We start from the raw sequence: 15,997 nt of genomic DNA, 5'->3' as shown, positions 1-15,997 counted from the left end.
CATTCGTCCACAGAAATGCTGTTCAAGGTGTACTCACGTTACGTACCCAATTTGACCCGTCGTGATGGCTCAGCGTTTGAGCGGATGTTGGCTGCCAACTTGGGTCCCGGTGTATCACCGCCGATTGCTCCGAGTTCTGTGGCGGTGGCGGAAAAGTCCTCTGTTTCGGAGGCCCTAGAGCAAGCCCAGCCACCACGAGTAGCCAAACCGGCACCCACATCCGCCGCGCCTGTTACCGGCGTGAATCAAGCTTCCAAACCTGCCATTCAAAGCCCATGGCTGCAAATGTTTGAAAGCTACCAAAACAAGAACACTCAGGGAGAATAATCATGATCAATCCAAAACTTCAAACCGGTAATATCTCTCTTAGCGCTCAAGCCGATAAAAAAACAGTCCGTTCAAGCCAAGGTATTCACGCCAACAAAGTTTGTGTTCAGAAAATGGTTCGCATCAATCCAGATGCTAATCAGCTTTTCACTGGTGCTTTCTCTGGTCTGAATATGCCGCAGTTCGCAAAACTTGGTACTGGCATTTGCGTGGCCAAACATGGCTATGTTTCGCAAAGACAGCAGCGTGAGGGCGTAACTTACGTGAAGCTTGGTATACCGGTTTACGCTGCGGCTGATCAAATCTACCAAGGAATGCTGTTTGTAAACCTAGCCTGTAGTGGCGCAGATGGCCTGGGAGATCACTCGGTCGTGAAGGTTGTTCCCTCGTTGTGGGCCCGTGCTGTTGATGATGGTAAGAACTGCTGGGTGTCGGGATTGAGCCCAGCTGAGGGTGAGCCTGAATACAATCCTTTCGACTACGCAATAGCTCAATTGCCTTCCACGTTGAATCAAGCTGCAAGCACGGCAATCTGCGCTTCAAGTCTGTGCGAGTTCTTGAGTGAGGCGTTTCGATTGCTAACCCCCGAGGATCGTTCCCTTTATTTGGGAATCATGTTGCAGAGCAACCGCTTCTCCAGGTTCCTAAAGTACGCGGCTTCAACACGCAGTCATCACAATGGCGATCACGGACTTGTGTTGCACACAGCAGAAACTGTGGCCAATGTTTTGCTTGGCTTTTTAGCGGCGTCGCCGTGGCAACGCAGCATAGGTAAACCCGCTTTTGACTTAAGTCTGACACTTCTTGCAGCACTCTTACATGATGCCGCCAAGGTGGACGATTACTACCGTCTTGCGCCAGACGTCTATTCTACAAATCTAAATTGCAAACTACTTGGCCATGAGCAAACCATGCTCAAGTGGATCGCAGCGGCTTGCTCTAATTCAGGGAATTATCCACTTAAGCGTGAACTACAGCTTGAACATGCCATCTGCGCCGTGAAGCGACAGCATGATCAGTCGGGTGCTCGAAAGCGTAAAACTCCCGAGAGCTTTGTGTTGCACGAAGCTGATTGCGCAAGCGCGCGTGCATTCGATAAAGGTGAGAAAAGTGTCTTGCTGGCCCATCATTTTGTACGTGGAGAATCTGCATGAATAACCAGGGGCAGGGCAGCAAATATCCATTTGGTGAGACCGCTTTCCTACGGAGAGGGATTCCCCAACAGGAAAGTGTAGTTTGCAGTGAGTACTACTACAGCGACTTGTGTGAAATTCTCATTCCTAGAAATCGACAAGAAGAGCTGCAAAGCAGAATGCAATTGCTTTCCAAGGATAAATTTATCAGGCAACTTAACAGTCTAGATTTTCATGAAGAACTTCATGATTTTTTTGACTCTCAGCGATTCGAAGAATTAAAGAAGAAGTGGTCTGACAATCCGAACGAGCACCCCAGTTGGGTATTTCAAGATGGTGGGGAGAAGAAAAATCACTCTCAAAAGGCGTTGAAAAAAGCAGAGAATCTCAAAGTTCCAGACTCTACGAGCTTGTTTCTTAAGCACTTGAAGGAGTGCATGAGTGATAGCAAAGCATACCTAAGGGCATATAAGGGTATGGCTCGGATCTTTACAGCCAGAGCCACATCAGAATTTGTCGAACAAATTGGTGAGGACCGTGAACGTATTGGTCGCTCCTGGCGGCTGTTTGTTTCAATGTCTCAAAACAACGGCTTTAGAAGAATTATCAAGCCCAGCACGCCGATTGAAAAGCGGCTGCAAAACCTGCGATCTAACTTTCCAAATTTTGCACATGTCGTGGATCACGTGCTTAGGCAGATGCGAATCTGGTCTTTAAAAAGCTCTCATGAGCGAAGGCTCAAGCCAATTTTGCTGGATGGACCAAAGGGGACAGGTAAAAGCGCATTTGCTCGCGAATTGGCCGAGGCTCTGAACACCCGCTACGCGTATATAAACATCTCGGCCACATCAATGGGTGGGGTGCTGACAGGTACATCCAACAAATGGGGAAACGGTCAGACGGGTTTAATTTTCTCTGAATTGGCAAGAAGTGAAACAGCCTCGCCCCTTATTCTTCTCGATGAAATCGACAAGATGTCCTCATTTCAGCAGCACCCTGTTGAGGGGCCGTTGCTTGCAGCACTGGAGCCACAAACCGCCCGCGAATTGCGAGATGAATATGGGTCCATTGAGTTCGACGCTTCAAGGGTGATCTATGTCGCGACTTCGAATAATTTAAGTTCGGTTTCGGCCCCTCTTAGATCTCGGTTTGACGTATTTGATATTTCTTACCCTGATCGCAGCCAGAGATTGATCATTATTCGCAGCATGCTGGCGAAGGCCTATCGCAATGTCGATTTCGCACCGCAGGCTTTGAATTTTCTGGCAAGACAAGAAGGTGATCTTCGTTTGCTTCAGTCGATTTTGGATCGTGTGGTTGCCTGCCATGTTGATTTAACTCTTGCTCAGATGGGGTTGGGGCGAGGTGCAACGCTTCGTGGAAAACAGTTAATTCAGGAGCTCACGGTGAGGATCGCTTTGGAACAGATGGGGGCCAAGGTCAGGTTCTTTGATCACATTGAGGTGTGAAGGCCGAGTGATCTCAGCGATGATCCGCGTTCGATATATCAAAAAAACTGTCCTCCCCTGATGCTCTGAAAAACGGAAGTGCATGGGGGAGGACTCAGTTCAGTAAGGAAGATTACGGTGAACAAAAAAACCGGCTCATCTGATAAAACTAGCAATGAAAGGTTTGCACAGGAAAACCAAAAGTCGTCTACGCAAATTAAACAGGCGTACCAGTGGGGGGTCATTAAATATATCGACAAAGAAGGAGTGGTTTATCGATTGGTTTCGGCGCCTCATGATGGTGAAGATGCTGTCTGGAGTCTGAACTCCGGCATTCTTAGCTTCGAAATTCAGGATGGCTTCGTGGACTTTCACGGGTTTTCAGGGTCGATTTATCGTTGCAAATTTCAGGATCAAGGCTTCAGTCAGCAGATGTTAATAACCATCTTGGGCTGGAGGGCGACGGAGCTCGAGCTAGGAAATGATCTTGATTTGATGCCTTTCGCGTTGTTCTTGAGAGAGTGGGAGGCAAAAACGCCAAGGGTCATGTGAAGTTAAAGAATTCAAAGTTGGTATCCACCGAGCACAAGAAGCCGAAGAAGCTGCACAGGAACCTGCGCAGCATGTCCGGGATTTGGTGGCCTTGGGCTTTACCGGGTCTATGACCGGGTCAGGCAGTGGAAAGATTTCGAGTAGTTCAAGGCAAAACATCGGGCAAGGGTTGTTTTGCGTATTTTGGTCGAAACTGGACACTGATTCCAGCATAAACTGGAAACCTAAAATCGCTCGCTGATAACCGTGGCGCCTTGCTTGGTTTTTTAACCAAACAACAGCGGCCACACCAATGCCTAACCGGAGGTTGTCCATGAGGAAGATTTTAGAAACACTGCGGCTGCGCGAACGGCTTGGGTTCACCAATCAGCAAATTGCTGAGGTCATCAAAGCCGGCCCCATCACCGCGTGAGACTATCTGTGACGGGCCGAGATGGCCGCTATCGATTATTCAATTGGCGTTAAAATAGATGAGCAGCGCTTGTTTCCTCCTGCTTTGCCATCAAGCGTGAAGCGCCCACAACCGAACTCGGCTTTCATTCACAGCGAATTGAAACGCAAACACGTCATACTCGATTTGCTGTGGCGCGAGTACAAGTAAAACAGGCAACGAAAGTTACCGCTTCAAACACAGTTCAACGCAAAACAGGAAGGAGGAAAAACAGATCTAAAAACTGAAAATCGAGACATAATTCTGACCCCAAGGGGGGGCAAAATTCAATGCAAACCCCAATTCAAATCTGGGTGTAAATCAACAGAATGCCGTTGGCACTGTTATTCAGGAGGCAAGTTCAGTGTTTTTTCGAATAGCAAGGGGAGAGCGCCCAAAGTGACGCCTGCAGAATCTGACTAAAGTGGCCTGTTCGGAAAACCCTAGGATAGAGGATAGGTGAGACATAGAAACTTCCGTCTCGGTGAGATATCGAATCGCTTCTTGACAAATGATTTGTGTCTTTATTTGATCAAAAGAAGTGCCTTCATCAGACAAATGCCGTTGCAAAGTTCTTGGGTGAATCGCCAACAGGTTAGCAACTGCAGATTTGTCGCACACTGTTCTTCCAAGTATTTTTTTGATTACTTGGGCAGTCCTCGCTGAATAAGTTCCACGGAGGCTTCGGAAATTGGTTTGAATGTGTAGATCTACGATGTGACTAAGCTCAATATTGGGCTTATCGAGCCGAGTTGCCAGAGTCGAATTACTCAAGAGTAGTGCTGCTTTGTCACGATCAAACTCAACAGGAGCACCAAAGAATCGATCATAAACTTCATGGTGATTTTTCGAACCATGAGGCAAGATTACTTTAGTCAATTGATAATTATCGCCTGCCAGAATCTTTATAAAACGGTGAAGATTGCCCAAGCAAATATCCAAGGTTTGTGTGTGGACTATCGGCTTTCCCAAATTAATTGAAATACTTACCCAGCTATTGAACGAGGACCTTTGAGGCAGTGACGGTTCCGGAAAACTGTCAATCTCAATTGCTGGGCTCATGATGTCAATATGTTTGGCTGCGTATTCAACTGCCTCGCGCACTGTGGGCAAATTGCTGATTACCAGCGAAAGCGGGCCTAGGATGCTGATGTCGTGATACGGAGACATGCTTAAACCGAGACAGGGAAGATTCTTCGCTCTGGCGGCGTATTCGAGCATCTTGACAAAGTCATCTATCGGGACGAACTCGTTGTCTTGATTCGCAAGGTCTAGGTCCAGACCAAACCGCGAAGCAATTTCGCGAGCATCACTACCACTACTGCTCAATACCTCAAGAAATCCCAACATGACCGTCGATCTAAGTAAAAGACTCATTTGTCTCCAAAGGTCAAAAAATAGTCTTCAATGGTCAAGAGTATATGTTTTTACCAATGTAATAATCAAATGAAATATTAAAACCATATGGAGACAATAACGATGAAATTTACTACCCGCGTTGGCCGCAAAAAACTTTGGGCATTTCTGCTCGCAAGCTCATTCAGCTTATCCGCCCAAGCACAGCAGGGTAATCAAAAATTATGTGTATATGATCTTTTAGGTGCTGCGGGTGATATTTTTGCCATGGCTAAAGACTATGAAGTTGCCTCTAAAGCTTGGGGCGGCAACGTCAAAATTCATGCTTACACGGATGAGCGAATTGCCACTCAAGACTTTATCGCGGGTGAATGTGATGCAGTGTTTGCGACTGGTTTCCGTACCCGTCAATTCAACGCCATCACTACATCTATTGACTCACTGGGCGCATCCTCAATCGTCAAAGACGGCAAGGTGGACATGAACGCCAGTTACGAAGTAGTACGTCGCGCAATTCAGGTATTTTCCTCACCAAACTCCACAAAAACCGCAATCAATGGAAAATTTGAGATCGCCGGTATTATCCCTTTTGGGACGGCTTACCCAGTGCTGAACGATCGAAAAATCCAGACCGTTGAAGATCTTGCTGGCAAGAAAATTGCAGCTTTTGACTATGACAAGGCACAGGCCGTGATGATCCAGAAAATTGGTGCTCAACCAGTTTCTGCAGATATCACCAACTTCGCCAGCAAGTTCAACAATGGCATTGTTGACATGATTGCAGCACCAGCCGCCGCATATAAACCGCTAGAACTCTATCGAGGCATTGGCACCAAAGGTGCTATCAATCGTTTTCCGATTGTGATCTTGAGCTATCAGATGGTGATCAACACCAGCAAGTTTCCGGTCGGCTTTGGACTTGAGTCAAGAAAGTATTGGAGCGGTCAGTATGATCGTGCTTTGAAATTGATTCTTCGAGCAGAGCAAACAATTCCAGAGAAAACATGGAGTGACCTGACCCCTGAAAACATGATTAAGTACACCATCATGTTGAGGGAAAGCAGGGGGTCGATTGTCGAGCAAGGCATATACGACAAGCAGGGTTTGAGCATCATGAAGAAAATCCGGTGCAGTGTGAATCGGGCGGACTCAGAATGCACACCTGACAGCAAAACGTTCTGATAGTTGACCAGTCCGATATGTGACGAGAAAGGATCATATCGGCCTTTTTATCTCCTGGTCTCAACCCACCCAAGCCACTCAAATCAGTCTCTGTAAGCATCTTGAGACTGCCGCTTGTTGGCGATATACAAAAGCTGGTTTATGTCTTGCACTCAGTGAAATGCAATACGACCTCATTTCCCGACGGATATAACATGAACAAAAAAATACAGTACTGCCCAAACTTCAAGATGCTAATTGTAGGCGCATTGACAGCAACCCCAATTCTATCTTTTTTGTCGAGCAAAGCATATGCGGGAGGAACCGCATTTGATGCAACCTCAATCAGTTCTATGGGAAGTGCCAATGCGGGGATGGCTGCCGAAGCAGGTGACGCATCTGTTCTATTTGCGAACCCTGCTGCATTGACCAGACTCAAAAGAGCGGAAGTTGTACTTGGCGCTGCATTTGTTGGTATCAACACCTCTTACACCTCCGGTCAAACACCGGATGGATCTCCAACGAACAGCGGCACTACAGGCAGCGCTGGGCAGGAATTCAATCGAAAAAGTGGATACGATTCAACTGCCCTTGCGCCCAACCTGTTCGTAGCAATTCCAATTACTAAAAAACTCGTTGTTGGTTTCGGAGGGGCCGCCTCCCATGCACTGATTGTTCGCTACGATGAAAATTTTCCGGGACGCAACCAAGGCCGCGATATTGACTTTAAGGTCAGCCGGGCAAACCTTGGGTTTGGCTACAAACTTACTCCGACTTTGTCGATTGGCGCCAATGGATCTTATGAGCGATACTTTCAATCCCTTAAGCTGAAACTGAACTATCGGGATGCCGTTGATGGGCTGTTGAACAATGGGTCAACACTTCTTGATGGGTTGAATGCCGCTGGGCTGGCACCGCCTATTCCTGAAGAAGCTGATTTAAGTTTGCGAATGTTCGGTTGGGCATTCAATGCACAAGCCGGCGCGCTTTGGGAACCCACGATCAATACACGAATTGGTATTTCCTATCGACCGAAAACGGAATTCACCGGTATGCGTGGCAAACTGAAAATACAGGAAACAGCGGAGGGTGCTGAGTTCAGGGAGTTCCTTAATGGAGGACTGATCGGGGTATCAGGTCCTTTACTCGGTGTGAACGGACCGCAGGCTGCTGGCGACTTGCTTCCGGAGCAACGAATCAAGCAAGACATCACGTTGCCGGATGAGCTTCGCTTGAGTATTTTTCATCATGCTAGCCCCAAACTTGATCTAATGGCCAGCTACACGCGTCAGGACTTTTCGGTGACAAATCTTAAATTTGTTCGGGAATCGAATGGGCGGGTACTTCAAGAGATTCAACAAAATTATGTAGCAGCCAACAGCTATCGCGTTGGTCTTAATTATAAAGCATTCAAACGCCTCGTTTTAAAAGCTGGCTACGCAGTAGAGAACAGCGTAATTGATGATGACACACGAATTACACTGTTACCCGACTCAGACAGACAATACTTTGGCTTAGGAGCACAACTTGAGTTGCGACGGGATACCACACTGAATTTCTCATATATGAAATTTGACCTGGAGCCAGGCGCAACCGGTGCCAACGGGCAAGTCAGCCCTGCTGAAGTAAGGGGGGGCGATTTTCAGGGTACAACCAAACTTGACATCGACTTTTTTGGTGTAAGCATCACCGAGCGATTCTAAAGGGCAGGCATCGACATGATAGTGATACAAAAACTGACAAAAAAACTCTTGGTCTTTGGAACTGCAGCAATATTGACTGGTTGTTCCAGCATTCAGGGCGGCATCACAAACTTTGCTATTGACATCGTGGAAGACCGAATTGTGCCACCTATTCTTGAACTGAACGATGTAGACATGGGTTGCCAGTTTGCCACCAGCGGCTTTCCTCTAATATCAGGTGCCACGCGAGCGTTCTATGGCGACCCAGCGTTATTGGAATCATTGTTGTACACCACATCCGCAGTGTGTTCTGAGAAGCGCTCTGTTGATGAGGAACTTCGTTATCTGCGAGCCACACGCGCGAATCAAATTTCAGATGCACAAGATGCCCGAATTGCACAAAAGCGCCTTCTTGAGATCACCGCAAGACGACAGTTCTCGGCATTCAAGGTTATGCGCAGTCATTTGGAGGAGAAGTATGATTTTGAATACGGCAAAACATGCCCAAATTTTGAGCGTGATTACGATGAACTTACCTTCATATTAGGGACAGTCGCAGGCCTGCAGGCAGTGATCAACGACATCGCATCTCAGCAAATGGTCGGCGTTCCAACTGATATAGCACCATTGTCTGAACGGGCCTTGAAATGCGTTTCCAACACCAAATGGTGGGGGGTCCCTCTCGCAGCAAGATCTGTCGTTTGGAACATCCTGCCTGGCGGGGCAGAAGGCAAAGACGTCTGGGGCAGTTTCAATCGCTCAATGTTGATTGGCGAGCGAAGCGGTGTGCGATTGGCACACGTGATGTACGCAATATCGGCGCAGGCGGCTGGGGACGAAAAGCGTTTCAGGGATGCTACTAAACGTTGGGCAGCGGCGCAGAATTTTAAGCCGAGCAAGCAGTATCGCTTGGTCGAGGACATATCCACACTCACGATGATTAATCTTTCAGATCGCTACTGGTCAGCAAATATCGGTACACGTACACCGATAGCGTCAATTGGAACTTACTGGGACGAATCAAATTCTGCCGCCCAAGATATTGATTTGGGAGACCTGCTTGAGTAACAAAAATGAAGTCTCTGCAACTTGTTGCTTAAAATGTTAGCTTTACAAATCAAAAAGAGTTCAGATAAGTTGACAGACTTCCTACAATTTGGACGGTGGAAAACCATACCAGCGGGTAAACGCCCTCCTAAAATTTGCGATATCGCCATAACCCAATAGATAGGCTGTTTCCTTTACACCCAAATGCATCATCTTCAGGTACTCATGAGCAAGGCGGCAACGTACCTTGTTTAACACATCTCGATACGAGGTTCCATTCTCCCGAAGCCTTCGGTGAAATGTACGAGGAGTCATATTCAGCGTCTGAGCGCATACATGTTGATTTGGAAATTCTCCTTGTTTACTTTTCAATAACAACCGTTCAAGACGGGCTGCAATTGAATGGTTCGATTCAAGGCGCTCCAGGTCTCGCTGACAAATTGATAGCGCTTCGGACATAACCAGCGCATCGCGATGACTCAGCGGGTTTAATACTTCCGAATAATTGAGGGAGATGCCTGTCCACGATTGCCCGTAAAGCACTTCGCAACCCAACAATTCCCGGGAAAGGGCTGCATGCGAAGGTTCAGACATCGAAAATAGAATACTTTGGCATGGACTATTGCTAGCCACTGTTGCATCTATTATGTTCTTGACTGTCCCCAACGCAATTTCAGCAACGACATTGCCAATTTCTCCAAGTCCTGGTATCGGTTCAAACACCACTCGAAATTCATCGTTGACTGTTTCAGATCGAATAGCCAGTAATGACGTCCGCAACGGTACGTACCTTTCCACGATTTGCATTGACTCCTGTATGGTATTTGCTGACAACGCGGCCAATCCAACATTTCCATGCGCGCTCGGTACGAGGTTACACCCCAATCTCAAGCCAAGCCCACTGTCGCCTGTCAACTCAATGGCCTGTTCCAGCAATGCACTATAGGCTGCAACAGGTACTTCATAACCGGGTTTAGTCAAACAGGTTACATCAAGCCCAACACCCGCAAGCCAACCAAACACGTCAAGTCCTTTGGTGTTCAGTTGTTCGGCGATCTGTGGAATGTAATGAATTACCGTGTTTCCCAAATTAGTCGGGATAGGGTAGGGGTTATCCTTTGAGCGCATTGATGAAAATTCCCGGTAATTTCCAAACCGAAGGAAGGTAATAAAAATAGGTTAATAACCGTCCAAGGATGTGTTGTTTACCGTTTGTTATAAACCATGGTGGTCGAGGTAATAGGCTAAAATTCAAAGACAATAAATTCCTCGGAAAAGGACGCCAAGGCGCTTGAACAACTGTTTTTTCAGTACGCTCTAGCATCCAGGTGTTGTGCACCGTACCTATGCCCGATCCTGGTTTTTTCAAACTGGCACCGGGAAAGGCACCCCAAGGGCAGGCGTTGAGAAGAAAGGCTAATCCAGTCCATGTATTAATCGCGATGGTGCCATAACGAAGTTGGCCTAGAAGCGATTCAAATTTTTCACGTCCAATTTTTTTAATGGTTGCAGGGTGGATCACGATGTTCGCCCCTAAAGTACCGTGTAATTTTTCATTCGCGAAATCAATGGCTGAGGCCAGGTAGTTTTTGGGGCATTCACCTGACAAAAATTTGATTGTGAAGGCAGGAGCAAACACTTCATTGTTGGCCAGCCATTCAGATTCGCCCTGATCAAAGTCGGCCACCAAAAAGGTCAGCCTTCCAAATTGATCAAAAGACTCTATGCCACCATGCGCTCGAAAATCAGCGCAGCGCTGTTGACTGCCAGGATAATATTGCTCACGTCCACCGTGGGATGTCATGATGGACTTTAACTCACGAAGTAGTACCTCTGTTCCTTCCCACCCCTCTGGCACTATGAGCGTTTGCATGGCCACGCAGTTGTAACCGGAATTTTGCATTTTTTGTGTCGCAATCTGCTCAGCCTGAAAGCGAATGTCCGCTTTTGTCCATGAACCAGGCACCACAATGGTCGGGCAAACTGCACCTAGCTCGGAAGTAATGCGCCGGGTATTACGCGGTTTGTCGTTTTTCCTGTTGTTGTCTGCCTCCTTCCCCTCACCCCATACGATCAGGTCATGCGTGGCGGCAGCGCCCGTAATGTGAATGCTCTCCACTAAGGGATGTTCTACCAAATACGCCCCCAGTTGGTTTCCGCCGCGCACAATCCGAAGAGCATTGCGGTCAATTAATGGTTTGAACGCAGCGTGCAAATAATCAAAAAGATAATCATTGATCGGGTTGAGTTTAAGCAACACGACCTCGTTTTCAACAAAGAGTTTGTGGAGTGCGTCCAATGGACTGATCGCTGCCACATTGCCTGCTCCTAACACCAAGGCCAGTTTTCCAGATCTTTCACCGGCTGGTAGATCATAGGCTGAGGCAGCTTCAATCGAAACTTCATTTACGCCGCGCTGCATCCAAACCTCTGCCTTCACACCTGATAAAAGAAGTTTGTCCCAAAGGGTATGCGGGAATACTTTCAAAGCAAGTTGACCTTTCGCGACTCGGCGATAGGGTAGTTGCGCTAGAAAGGCCTTGTTTTCCATTTTGGAGAGTGTTTCAATAAGGCCATTGCAAGTGGCCATTACTGGCAACGGACCTGCTAACCATTCTTCCCCTTTCAATGTAGAGCTTGCAGGTAAACGCTTGCGACGTGCTGCAATTTCAGCCCAGCCCTCAGATTGTTGAAGAAGCGCAGTCTTGATTTCTTGAAGAATGAAAATGCGAACGGTACAGTCGGTACGGGCCCATTCATGTTTGTTCCCATCGAGAACCAACAAAGCGTCGTCACAGCGTTGAGTCTCTTCGGAAGCAGTTTTCTCTCCAGGTATAAGGTTTTGAACGGACATCTGCTCTATCGATAAATTACCTAACGACTCAGACATAACTCATCTCCTTCTCATTAATCTGAGGGCTTGTACTTGTTTTGGTGATTCGATTCTTACCGAGGATCATGTCAGCCGCTTTTTCGGCAATCATGATTGAGGGTGCATTTGTATTGCCAGAAACCAAGGTGGGCATCACGCTCGCGTCTACCACTCTTAGTCCCTGCAGCCCATGCACACGTAGTTGCGCATCCACAACCGACATTGTGTCGGTTCCCATTTTGCAAGTTCCTACAGGGTGATAGATGGTGTCGGCTCTAGCGCGTATTTTTGATTCCCACTGAGAATCGCTCATGCCTTCATGCACGTCGAAAAGTTCTTTATGTCGGTAGTTCTCTAATGGTTTTTGCATCAAAATTTCACGGGTGATTTTTGCTCCCTTGATCAAAGTTTCCAGATCCCTGTGATCCGATAGGAACTTTGGATCGATCCCTGGATCATCCAAAGGATCCGCAGATTGCAAGAAAACTTCTCCTCGAGAATAGGGACGAAGCGCGCACACATGGCAAGAAAAGCCGTAGCCTGAATGTAGTTTGCGCGCGTGGTCCTCCACTATAGAAATTACAAAGTGCAATTGTAAATCTGCACGATCAATTGACTTCGATGATTTCAGAAATGCAGCTCCTTCCGCAAAAGGCGAGGACAGCATACCGGTGCCATTTCGACGCCACGAAGTAAGGTGCTTGAATAATCCCAGCGCGCCTGCCAAACCCAATCCAAAGTTGTCAGTATCAAGGGATTTGAATGCCAGTGTGAAATCCAGATGATCCTGCATGTTCTGCCCGACACCTGCTAACTCGTGCACCATGCTAATGCCATAGGGGGTGATGTCTTGTGGTCTACCAACACCGGATAACTGTAAGAGTTGAGGGGAGCCAAAAGCACCAGCAGAGACGATCACCTCGCGACGGGCTTTAACTAGAAACTCCTTGCCGCTGTGGCGATAAAAAACACCCTTTGCACGCTGATTCTCCAAAAGAATGCGACAGGCATGAGCGTTTGTAAGCACCGTTAGGTTTGAACGCTCGGTCATTATGGGATGAAGGTAAGCGGCGGCCGCTGAGCAACGTTCACCGTGCTTATTCGGGTCATGAAATTGTGTTACCTGGTATAGCCCGGTACCCTCATTGTCACCGGTATTGAAGTCTTGCTGCTCTGGTAGTCCCCAGGCTTTTGCTGCTTCAACAAACGCGCGAGTCACCGGTCGTGGGCTGTTCTGATCCGACACATGAAGTGGTCCGCTGGCCCCGTGAAATGGATCAGCACCTCGCTCGTTGTTTTCGGCATCTTTAAAGTAAGGCAATACACTGTCCCAGTCCCAACCATCACAACCCAGGTTTGCCCAGCCATCGTAATCCTGTCTTTGTCCTCGGATGTATAACATGGCATTAATCGCTGAAGAACCCCCCAGCGCCTTGCCGCGAGGCTGATAGCCAATACGCCCGTTTAAACCGGGCTGAGGCACTGTATTAAAAGCCCAGTTGTTCAGTTTTCCGTGCCCGGGAACCATCGCAACCATTGCAGCAGGTGTTCGAATCAAGGAATTGTCTCCACGACCACCAGCTTCAAGAAGGCACACTGTTACTGACGAATCTTCGCTCAAGCGCGCTGCCAGAGTTGCTCCGGATGAGCCTCCACCCACGATTACAAAATCGAATTCCATAATAATCTCCAAACTAAGAATTAGTTGCTTCTCTCAAGTCGAATACTTGATCGAATCAGGAGACCATTGGCGGGGGTCATAGTCGACCAACTCTTTAATTCCACTTCGCTGATTGGCACGAAGAGCCAAGATTTGTTCCTCCGGGGAAGCAAAGTGTCGGTCCCACTCAACTAGTTTTGATGTCATGAGCTTGTGCCAAAGGGGCGGGCAAAGCGTCAAAAAAATTGTGGTTAGGTATCCGCCGATCATCACAGGCGCATCAGGCAGTGGCATCAAGTTCTGGTAGGGCACTTCGCCTTGTGCATGATGATGCGAATGACGACTCAGGTTGAACATGCCCCATGATGTCATTCGACGGTTCGTATTCCAGGAGTGACGTGGCTGAACAGGCTGTTCAGGTAAGCGCACCATGCCGTAATGCTCCATGTAGTTCACGATTTCAAGTAAGGATTTGCCAAATAAAGCGGCCAAGCTAAAACATAGTGCGCCTGTCCAGCCCGCAACCGAAAATGCAGCTACATTCAACACCACGCTCATGAGCAGGCCTCGAATGTACGCATTGTGATAAGACATTACTGGGAGTCCCTTTTTATTCAGGCGTTCAGCTTCAATTTTTGCAGCACTGATATTTCCCTTGATAGTTGAGAGCACTATGTGAAGATATACATTGCGTCCACGTGGTGCTGTCGCTGGATCATGCTCAGTTGACACATAACGATGATGACCGTACACATGCTCAATGGCAAAGCCCGCATCGTAACTAAACGCCAGAAGCCAACGCCCAACCCACAACGAAACGGGATCCCATGTCCGATGCGTTAATTCATGAGCAACCACAGTGCCCATGATTCCAATCAAATAGCCATAGTAAATAATCCCTGAAAAATAGCGATGTACAGACGAGGTTGCCTCCCGCGCCGCAAAGACGTCGTAACTGGTAAGACCCATGACAAATTCACCTAGACCAAGTGGATCTCCTGTCGACATCGTCCACATAAAGCAAAAACCAATCAACAAAAGGAGTGGCAAAGCTAACCACAATTGAACGGTCAAAATCCAGGGCTTGCGGTACTCGGGTGTCACTGTGTCGTCGCCCGTCAACATGTCTCCTAGAACATAAAAGCCCAACAAACTCGCAAAACCCGCAGTGATCCAAGCGCCACCCGCCAAATATGCAACGACTGCGATTACTCCCATCAAATGAAACATCATGAACTTCAGATAATCACCAATGGTCGCCGGAGTTCTCTCAATCAAGGGCAAACCAACCGCTCCATAAAAGCCAGTGTTCATAACCTCTCGAACTACGAAGCGATCTGCATAAATACCTTGTGCTGCAAGCTTGTTCTCCTTTAATTCCTTAATTGCAGCATCAATCATTTGAGGCGGACCACATAAGTAGGCTTGGGTGGCACCCGCAGCTTCCCTACGAATATGGTCCGTTACCAAGCCACGCAAGCCATTCCAGTTGTGATTGGAATTATCTTCACTAAGAATGGGAACAAACCGAAATCCAGGCCAATTCTTTGTGTAAGCGTCAAGGCGATGTAATTCGTATAGATCTTGTTCGGTGCGTGCACCGAACAACAGCGTAACGGGGCGCCGATCACCCTTGCGCTCCATCTCCTCAAGCATCCCAAGTATTGGAGCCAGGCCACTACCACCGGCGATAAATACAACCTTTTCTCCACCCTCACGTAGCCAAAAGTCTCCACCGGGACCTCGTACGGTTAGTATTTCCCCTTCGACCAGCTTATCGAATACATAAGTTGAAAACCGACCACTAGGCACTCTGCGAATGGTGAAGCTGGCCAGACCTTGGTTGTCTGGTGCATTTGAAAATGAATAACTACGAGGTGCGTTTTTGACAGAATCCAGCGTCAACTCGGCGAATTGGCCGGCCTTGTAATTGATTGGCTGATCAAGTTGCACGTCAATTCTCGCTATGTCGTGTGTCAAGAACTCGCGCTTCACAATGCGTCCCGCTACTGGCGAAGAAGTAATCGCGGCGCTCTCGTCCATTTCCACTTCAATGTCCGACTTCAAGCGACTTTGACAAGCCAAAATGTAGCCTTCAGCAATCTCTTCCTCAGAGAGCAGGTACGCGCTCTCAGTCAACTCCTGAACCCTGCCGTCCTTGAGCTTACACTTGCAGGAACCACATCCTCCAACTCTGCAAATATTGGGAATTTCGACGTTTTGACGCAAAGCAGCTAGAAGTAGCGTTTCGTCGGCTTCAACATGAATGAGTTTGCCGTTTATATTGGCTTTGTGGGTTGAGCCTTTGTTTAGAAATTGAAGCATGTCC

Annotated in this window: 12 protein-coding genes and 1 pseudogene; 8 read left to right on the top strand and 5 right to left on the bottom strand. The window is 47.8% G+C overall.

The window, feature by feature from the left end:
• The 5 genes and pseudogenes from B4N58_RS11755 to B4N58_RS11735 all read left to right on the top strand — a co-directional run.
• A pseudogene (locus B4N58_RS11755) lies at nucleotides 1-327 on the top strand (integrase); the annotation flags it as partial.
• A 2-nt stretch (nucleotides 328-329) separates the two neighbouring features.
• On the top strand, nucleotides 330-1,481 hold the full coding sequence (locus tag B4N58_RS11750; protein WP_138516276.1) for a hypothetical protein: 1,152 nt from the start codon (nucleotides 330-332) through the stop codon (nucleotides 1,479-1,481).
• Nucleotides 1,478-2,929, top strand: a complete 1,452-nt coding sequence (locus B4N58_RS11745; protein WP_008247205.1) for an AAA family ATPase — start codon at nucleotides 1,478-1,480, stop codon at nucleotides 2,927-2,929. Before B4N58_RS11750 ends, B4N58_RS11745 begins: the two co-directional genes overlap by 4 nt.
• 117 nt (nucleotides 2,930-3,046) lie before the next feature.
• Nucleotides 3,047-3,460 carry a hypothetical protein gene (locus tag B4N58_RS11740; protein WP_291749544.1) on the top strand — a complete coding sequence of 138 codons (414 nt, stop codon included), beginning with the start codon at nucleotides 3,047-3,049 and terminating at the stop codon, nucleotides 3,458-3,460.
• 433 nt (nucleotides 3,461-3,893) lie between these two features.
• Nucleotides 3,894-4,061, top strand: a complete 168-nt coding sequence (locus B4N58_RS11735) for a hypothetical protein (RefSeq protein WP_008247210.1) — start codon at nucleotides 3,894-3,896, stop codon at nucleotides 4,059-4,061.
• Nucleotides 4,062-4,238: 177 nt separating this feature from the next.
• On the opposite strand, the gene B4N58_RS11730 is transcribed toward B4N58_RS11735, so the two are convergent.
• A complete protein-coding gene (locus tag B4N58_RS11730) occupies nucleotides 4,239-5,267 on the bottom strand; it encodes an AraC family transcriptional regulator (RefSeq protein ID WP_040512019.1) in 1,029 nt (342 codons plus the stop codon).
• Nucleotides 5,268-5,369: 102 nt separating this feature from the next.
• Here B4N58_RS11730 and B4N58_RS11725 point away from each other — a divergent pair, with 102 nt between their 5' ends.
• The 3 genes from B4N58_RS11725 (at nucleotide 5,370) to B4N58_RS11715 (ending at nucleotide 9,157) form a co-directional block, all read left to right on the top strand.
• The gene (locus tag B4N58_RS11725) at nucleotides 5,370-6,428 is read left to right on the top strand and encodes a putative solute-binding protein (RefSeq protein WP_008247221.1); all 1,059 of its coding nucleotides are present in this window, start codon (nucleotides 5,370-5,372) and stop codon (nucleotides 6,426-6,428) included.
• A gap of 194 nt (nucleotides 6,429-6,622) precedes the next feature.
• On the top strand, nucleotides 6,623-8,110 hold the full coding sequence (locus B4N58_RS11720) for an OmpP1/FadL family transporter (RefSeq protein WP_008247222.1): 1,488 nt from the start codon (nucleotides 6,623-6,625) through the stop codon (nucleotides 8,108-8,110).
• 15 nt (nucleotides 8,111-8,125) lie between these two features.
• Nucleotides 8,126-9,157 carry a hypothetical protein gene (locus B4N58_RS11715; protein WP_291749538.1) on the top strand — a complete coding sequence of 344 codons (1,032 nt, stop codon included), beginning with the start codon at nucleotides 8,126-8,128 and terminating at the stop codon, nucleotides 9,155-9,157.
• 81 nt (nucleotides 9,158-9,238) lie between these two features.
• Here the strand turns inward: B4N58_RS11715 and B4N58_RS11710 are convergent, their stop codons facing one another.
• The 4 genes from B4N58_RS11710 to B4N58_RS11695 are packed head-to-tail and all read right to left on the bottom strand — an operon-like array spanning nucleotide 9,239 to nucleotide 15,993.
• Nucleotides 9,239-10,264, bottom strand: coding sequence for an AraC family transcriptional regulator (locus B4N58_RS11710; protein ID WP_008247225.1), 1,026 nt, complete (start codon nucleotides 10,262-10,264; stop codon nucleotides 9,239-9,241).
• The gene (locus B4N58_RS11705) at nucleotides 10,248-12,026 is read right to left on the bottom strand and encodes an aldehyde dehydrogenase family protein (protein WP_232222687.1); all 1,779 of its coding nucleotides are present in this window, start codon (nucleotides 12,024-12,026) and stop codon (nucleotides 10,248-10,250) included. Before B4N58_RS11705 ends, B4N58_RS11710 begins: the two co-directional genes overlap by 17 nt.
• A complete protein-coding gene (locus B4N58_RS11700) occupies nucleotides 12,019-13,689 on the bottom strand; it encodes a GMC family oxidoreductase (protein ID WP_008247230.1) in 1,671 nt (556 codons plus the stop codon). The genes B4N58_RS11705 and B4N58_RS11700 overlap by 8 nt, the downstream gene beginning before the upstream one ends.
• Before the next feature lie 33 nt (nucleotides 13,690-13,722).
• The gene (locus tag B4N58_RS11695; protein ID WP_291749533.1) at nucleotides 13,723-15,993 is read right to left on the bottom strand and encodes a fatty acid desaturase; all 2,271 of its coding nucleotides are present in this window, start codon (nucleotides 15,991-15,993) and stop codon (nucleotides 13,723-13,725) included.
• Nucleotides 15,994-15,997: the final 4 nt, after the last annotated feature.

The sequence above is a fragment of the Limnobacter sp. UBA3528 genome (assembly GCF_002377005.1).
Lineage (GTDB): Bacteria > Pseudomonadota > Gammaproteobacteria > Burkholderiales > Burkholderiaceae_B > Limnobacter.
Note: the sequence above shows the minus strand (reverse complement) of the source record. Positions and strands in the feature narration are given on the sequence as shown.

Bases quoted from the DNA above. Each gene is read 5' to 3' on its own strand.
- B4N58_RS11750 (WP_138516276.1), top strand. From the start codon at position 330: ATGATCAATCCAAAACTTCAAACCGGTAATATCTCTCTTAGCGCTCAA.
- B4N58_RS11745 (WP_008247205.1), top strand. From the start codon at position 1,478: ATGAATAACCAGGGGCAGGGCAGCAAATATCCATTTGGTGAGACCGCT.
- B4N58_RS11735 (WP_008247210.1), top strand. From the start codon at position 3,894: ATGGCCGCTATCGATTATTCAATTGGCGTTAAAATAGATGAGCAGCGC.
- B4N58_RS11730 (WP_040512019.1), bottom strand. From the start codon at position 5,267: ATGAGTCTTTTACTTAGATCGACGGTCATGTTGGGATTTCTTGAGGTA.
- B4N58_RS11725 (WP_008247221.1), top strand. From the start codon at position 5,370: ATGAAATTTACTACCCGCGTTGGCCGCAAAAAACTTTGGGCATTTCTG.
- B4N58_RS11720 (WP_008247222.1), top strand. From the start codon at position 6,623: ATGAACAAAAAAATACAGTACTGCCCAAACTTCAAGATGCTAATTGTA.
- B4N58_RS11715 (WP_291749538.1), top strand. From the start codon at position 8,126: ATGATAGTGATACAAAAACTGACAAAAAAACTCTTGGTCTTTGGAACT.
- B4N58_RS11710 (WP_008247225.1), bottom strand. From the start codon at position 10,264: ATGCGCTCAAAGGATAACCCCTACCCTATCCCGACTAATTTGGGAAAC.
- B4N58_RS11705 (WP_232222687.1), bottom strand. From the start codon at position 12,026: ATGTCTGAGTCGTTAGGTAATTTATCGATAGAGCAGATGTCCGTTCAA.
- B4N58_RS11700 (WP_008247230.1), bottom strand. From the start codon at position 13,689: ATGGAATTCGATTTTGTAATCGTGGGTGGAGGCTCATCCGGAGCAACT.
- B4N58_RS11695 (WP_291749533.1), bottom strand. From the start codon at position 15,993: ATGCTTCAATTTCTAAACAAAGGCTCAACCCACAAAGCCAATATAAAC.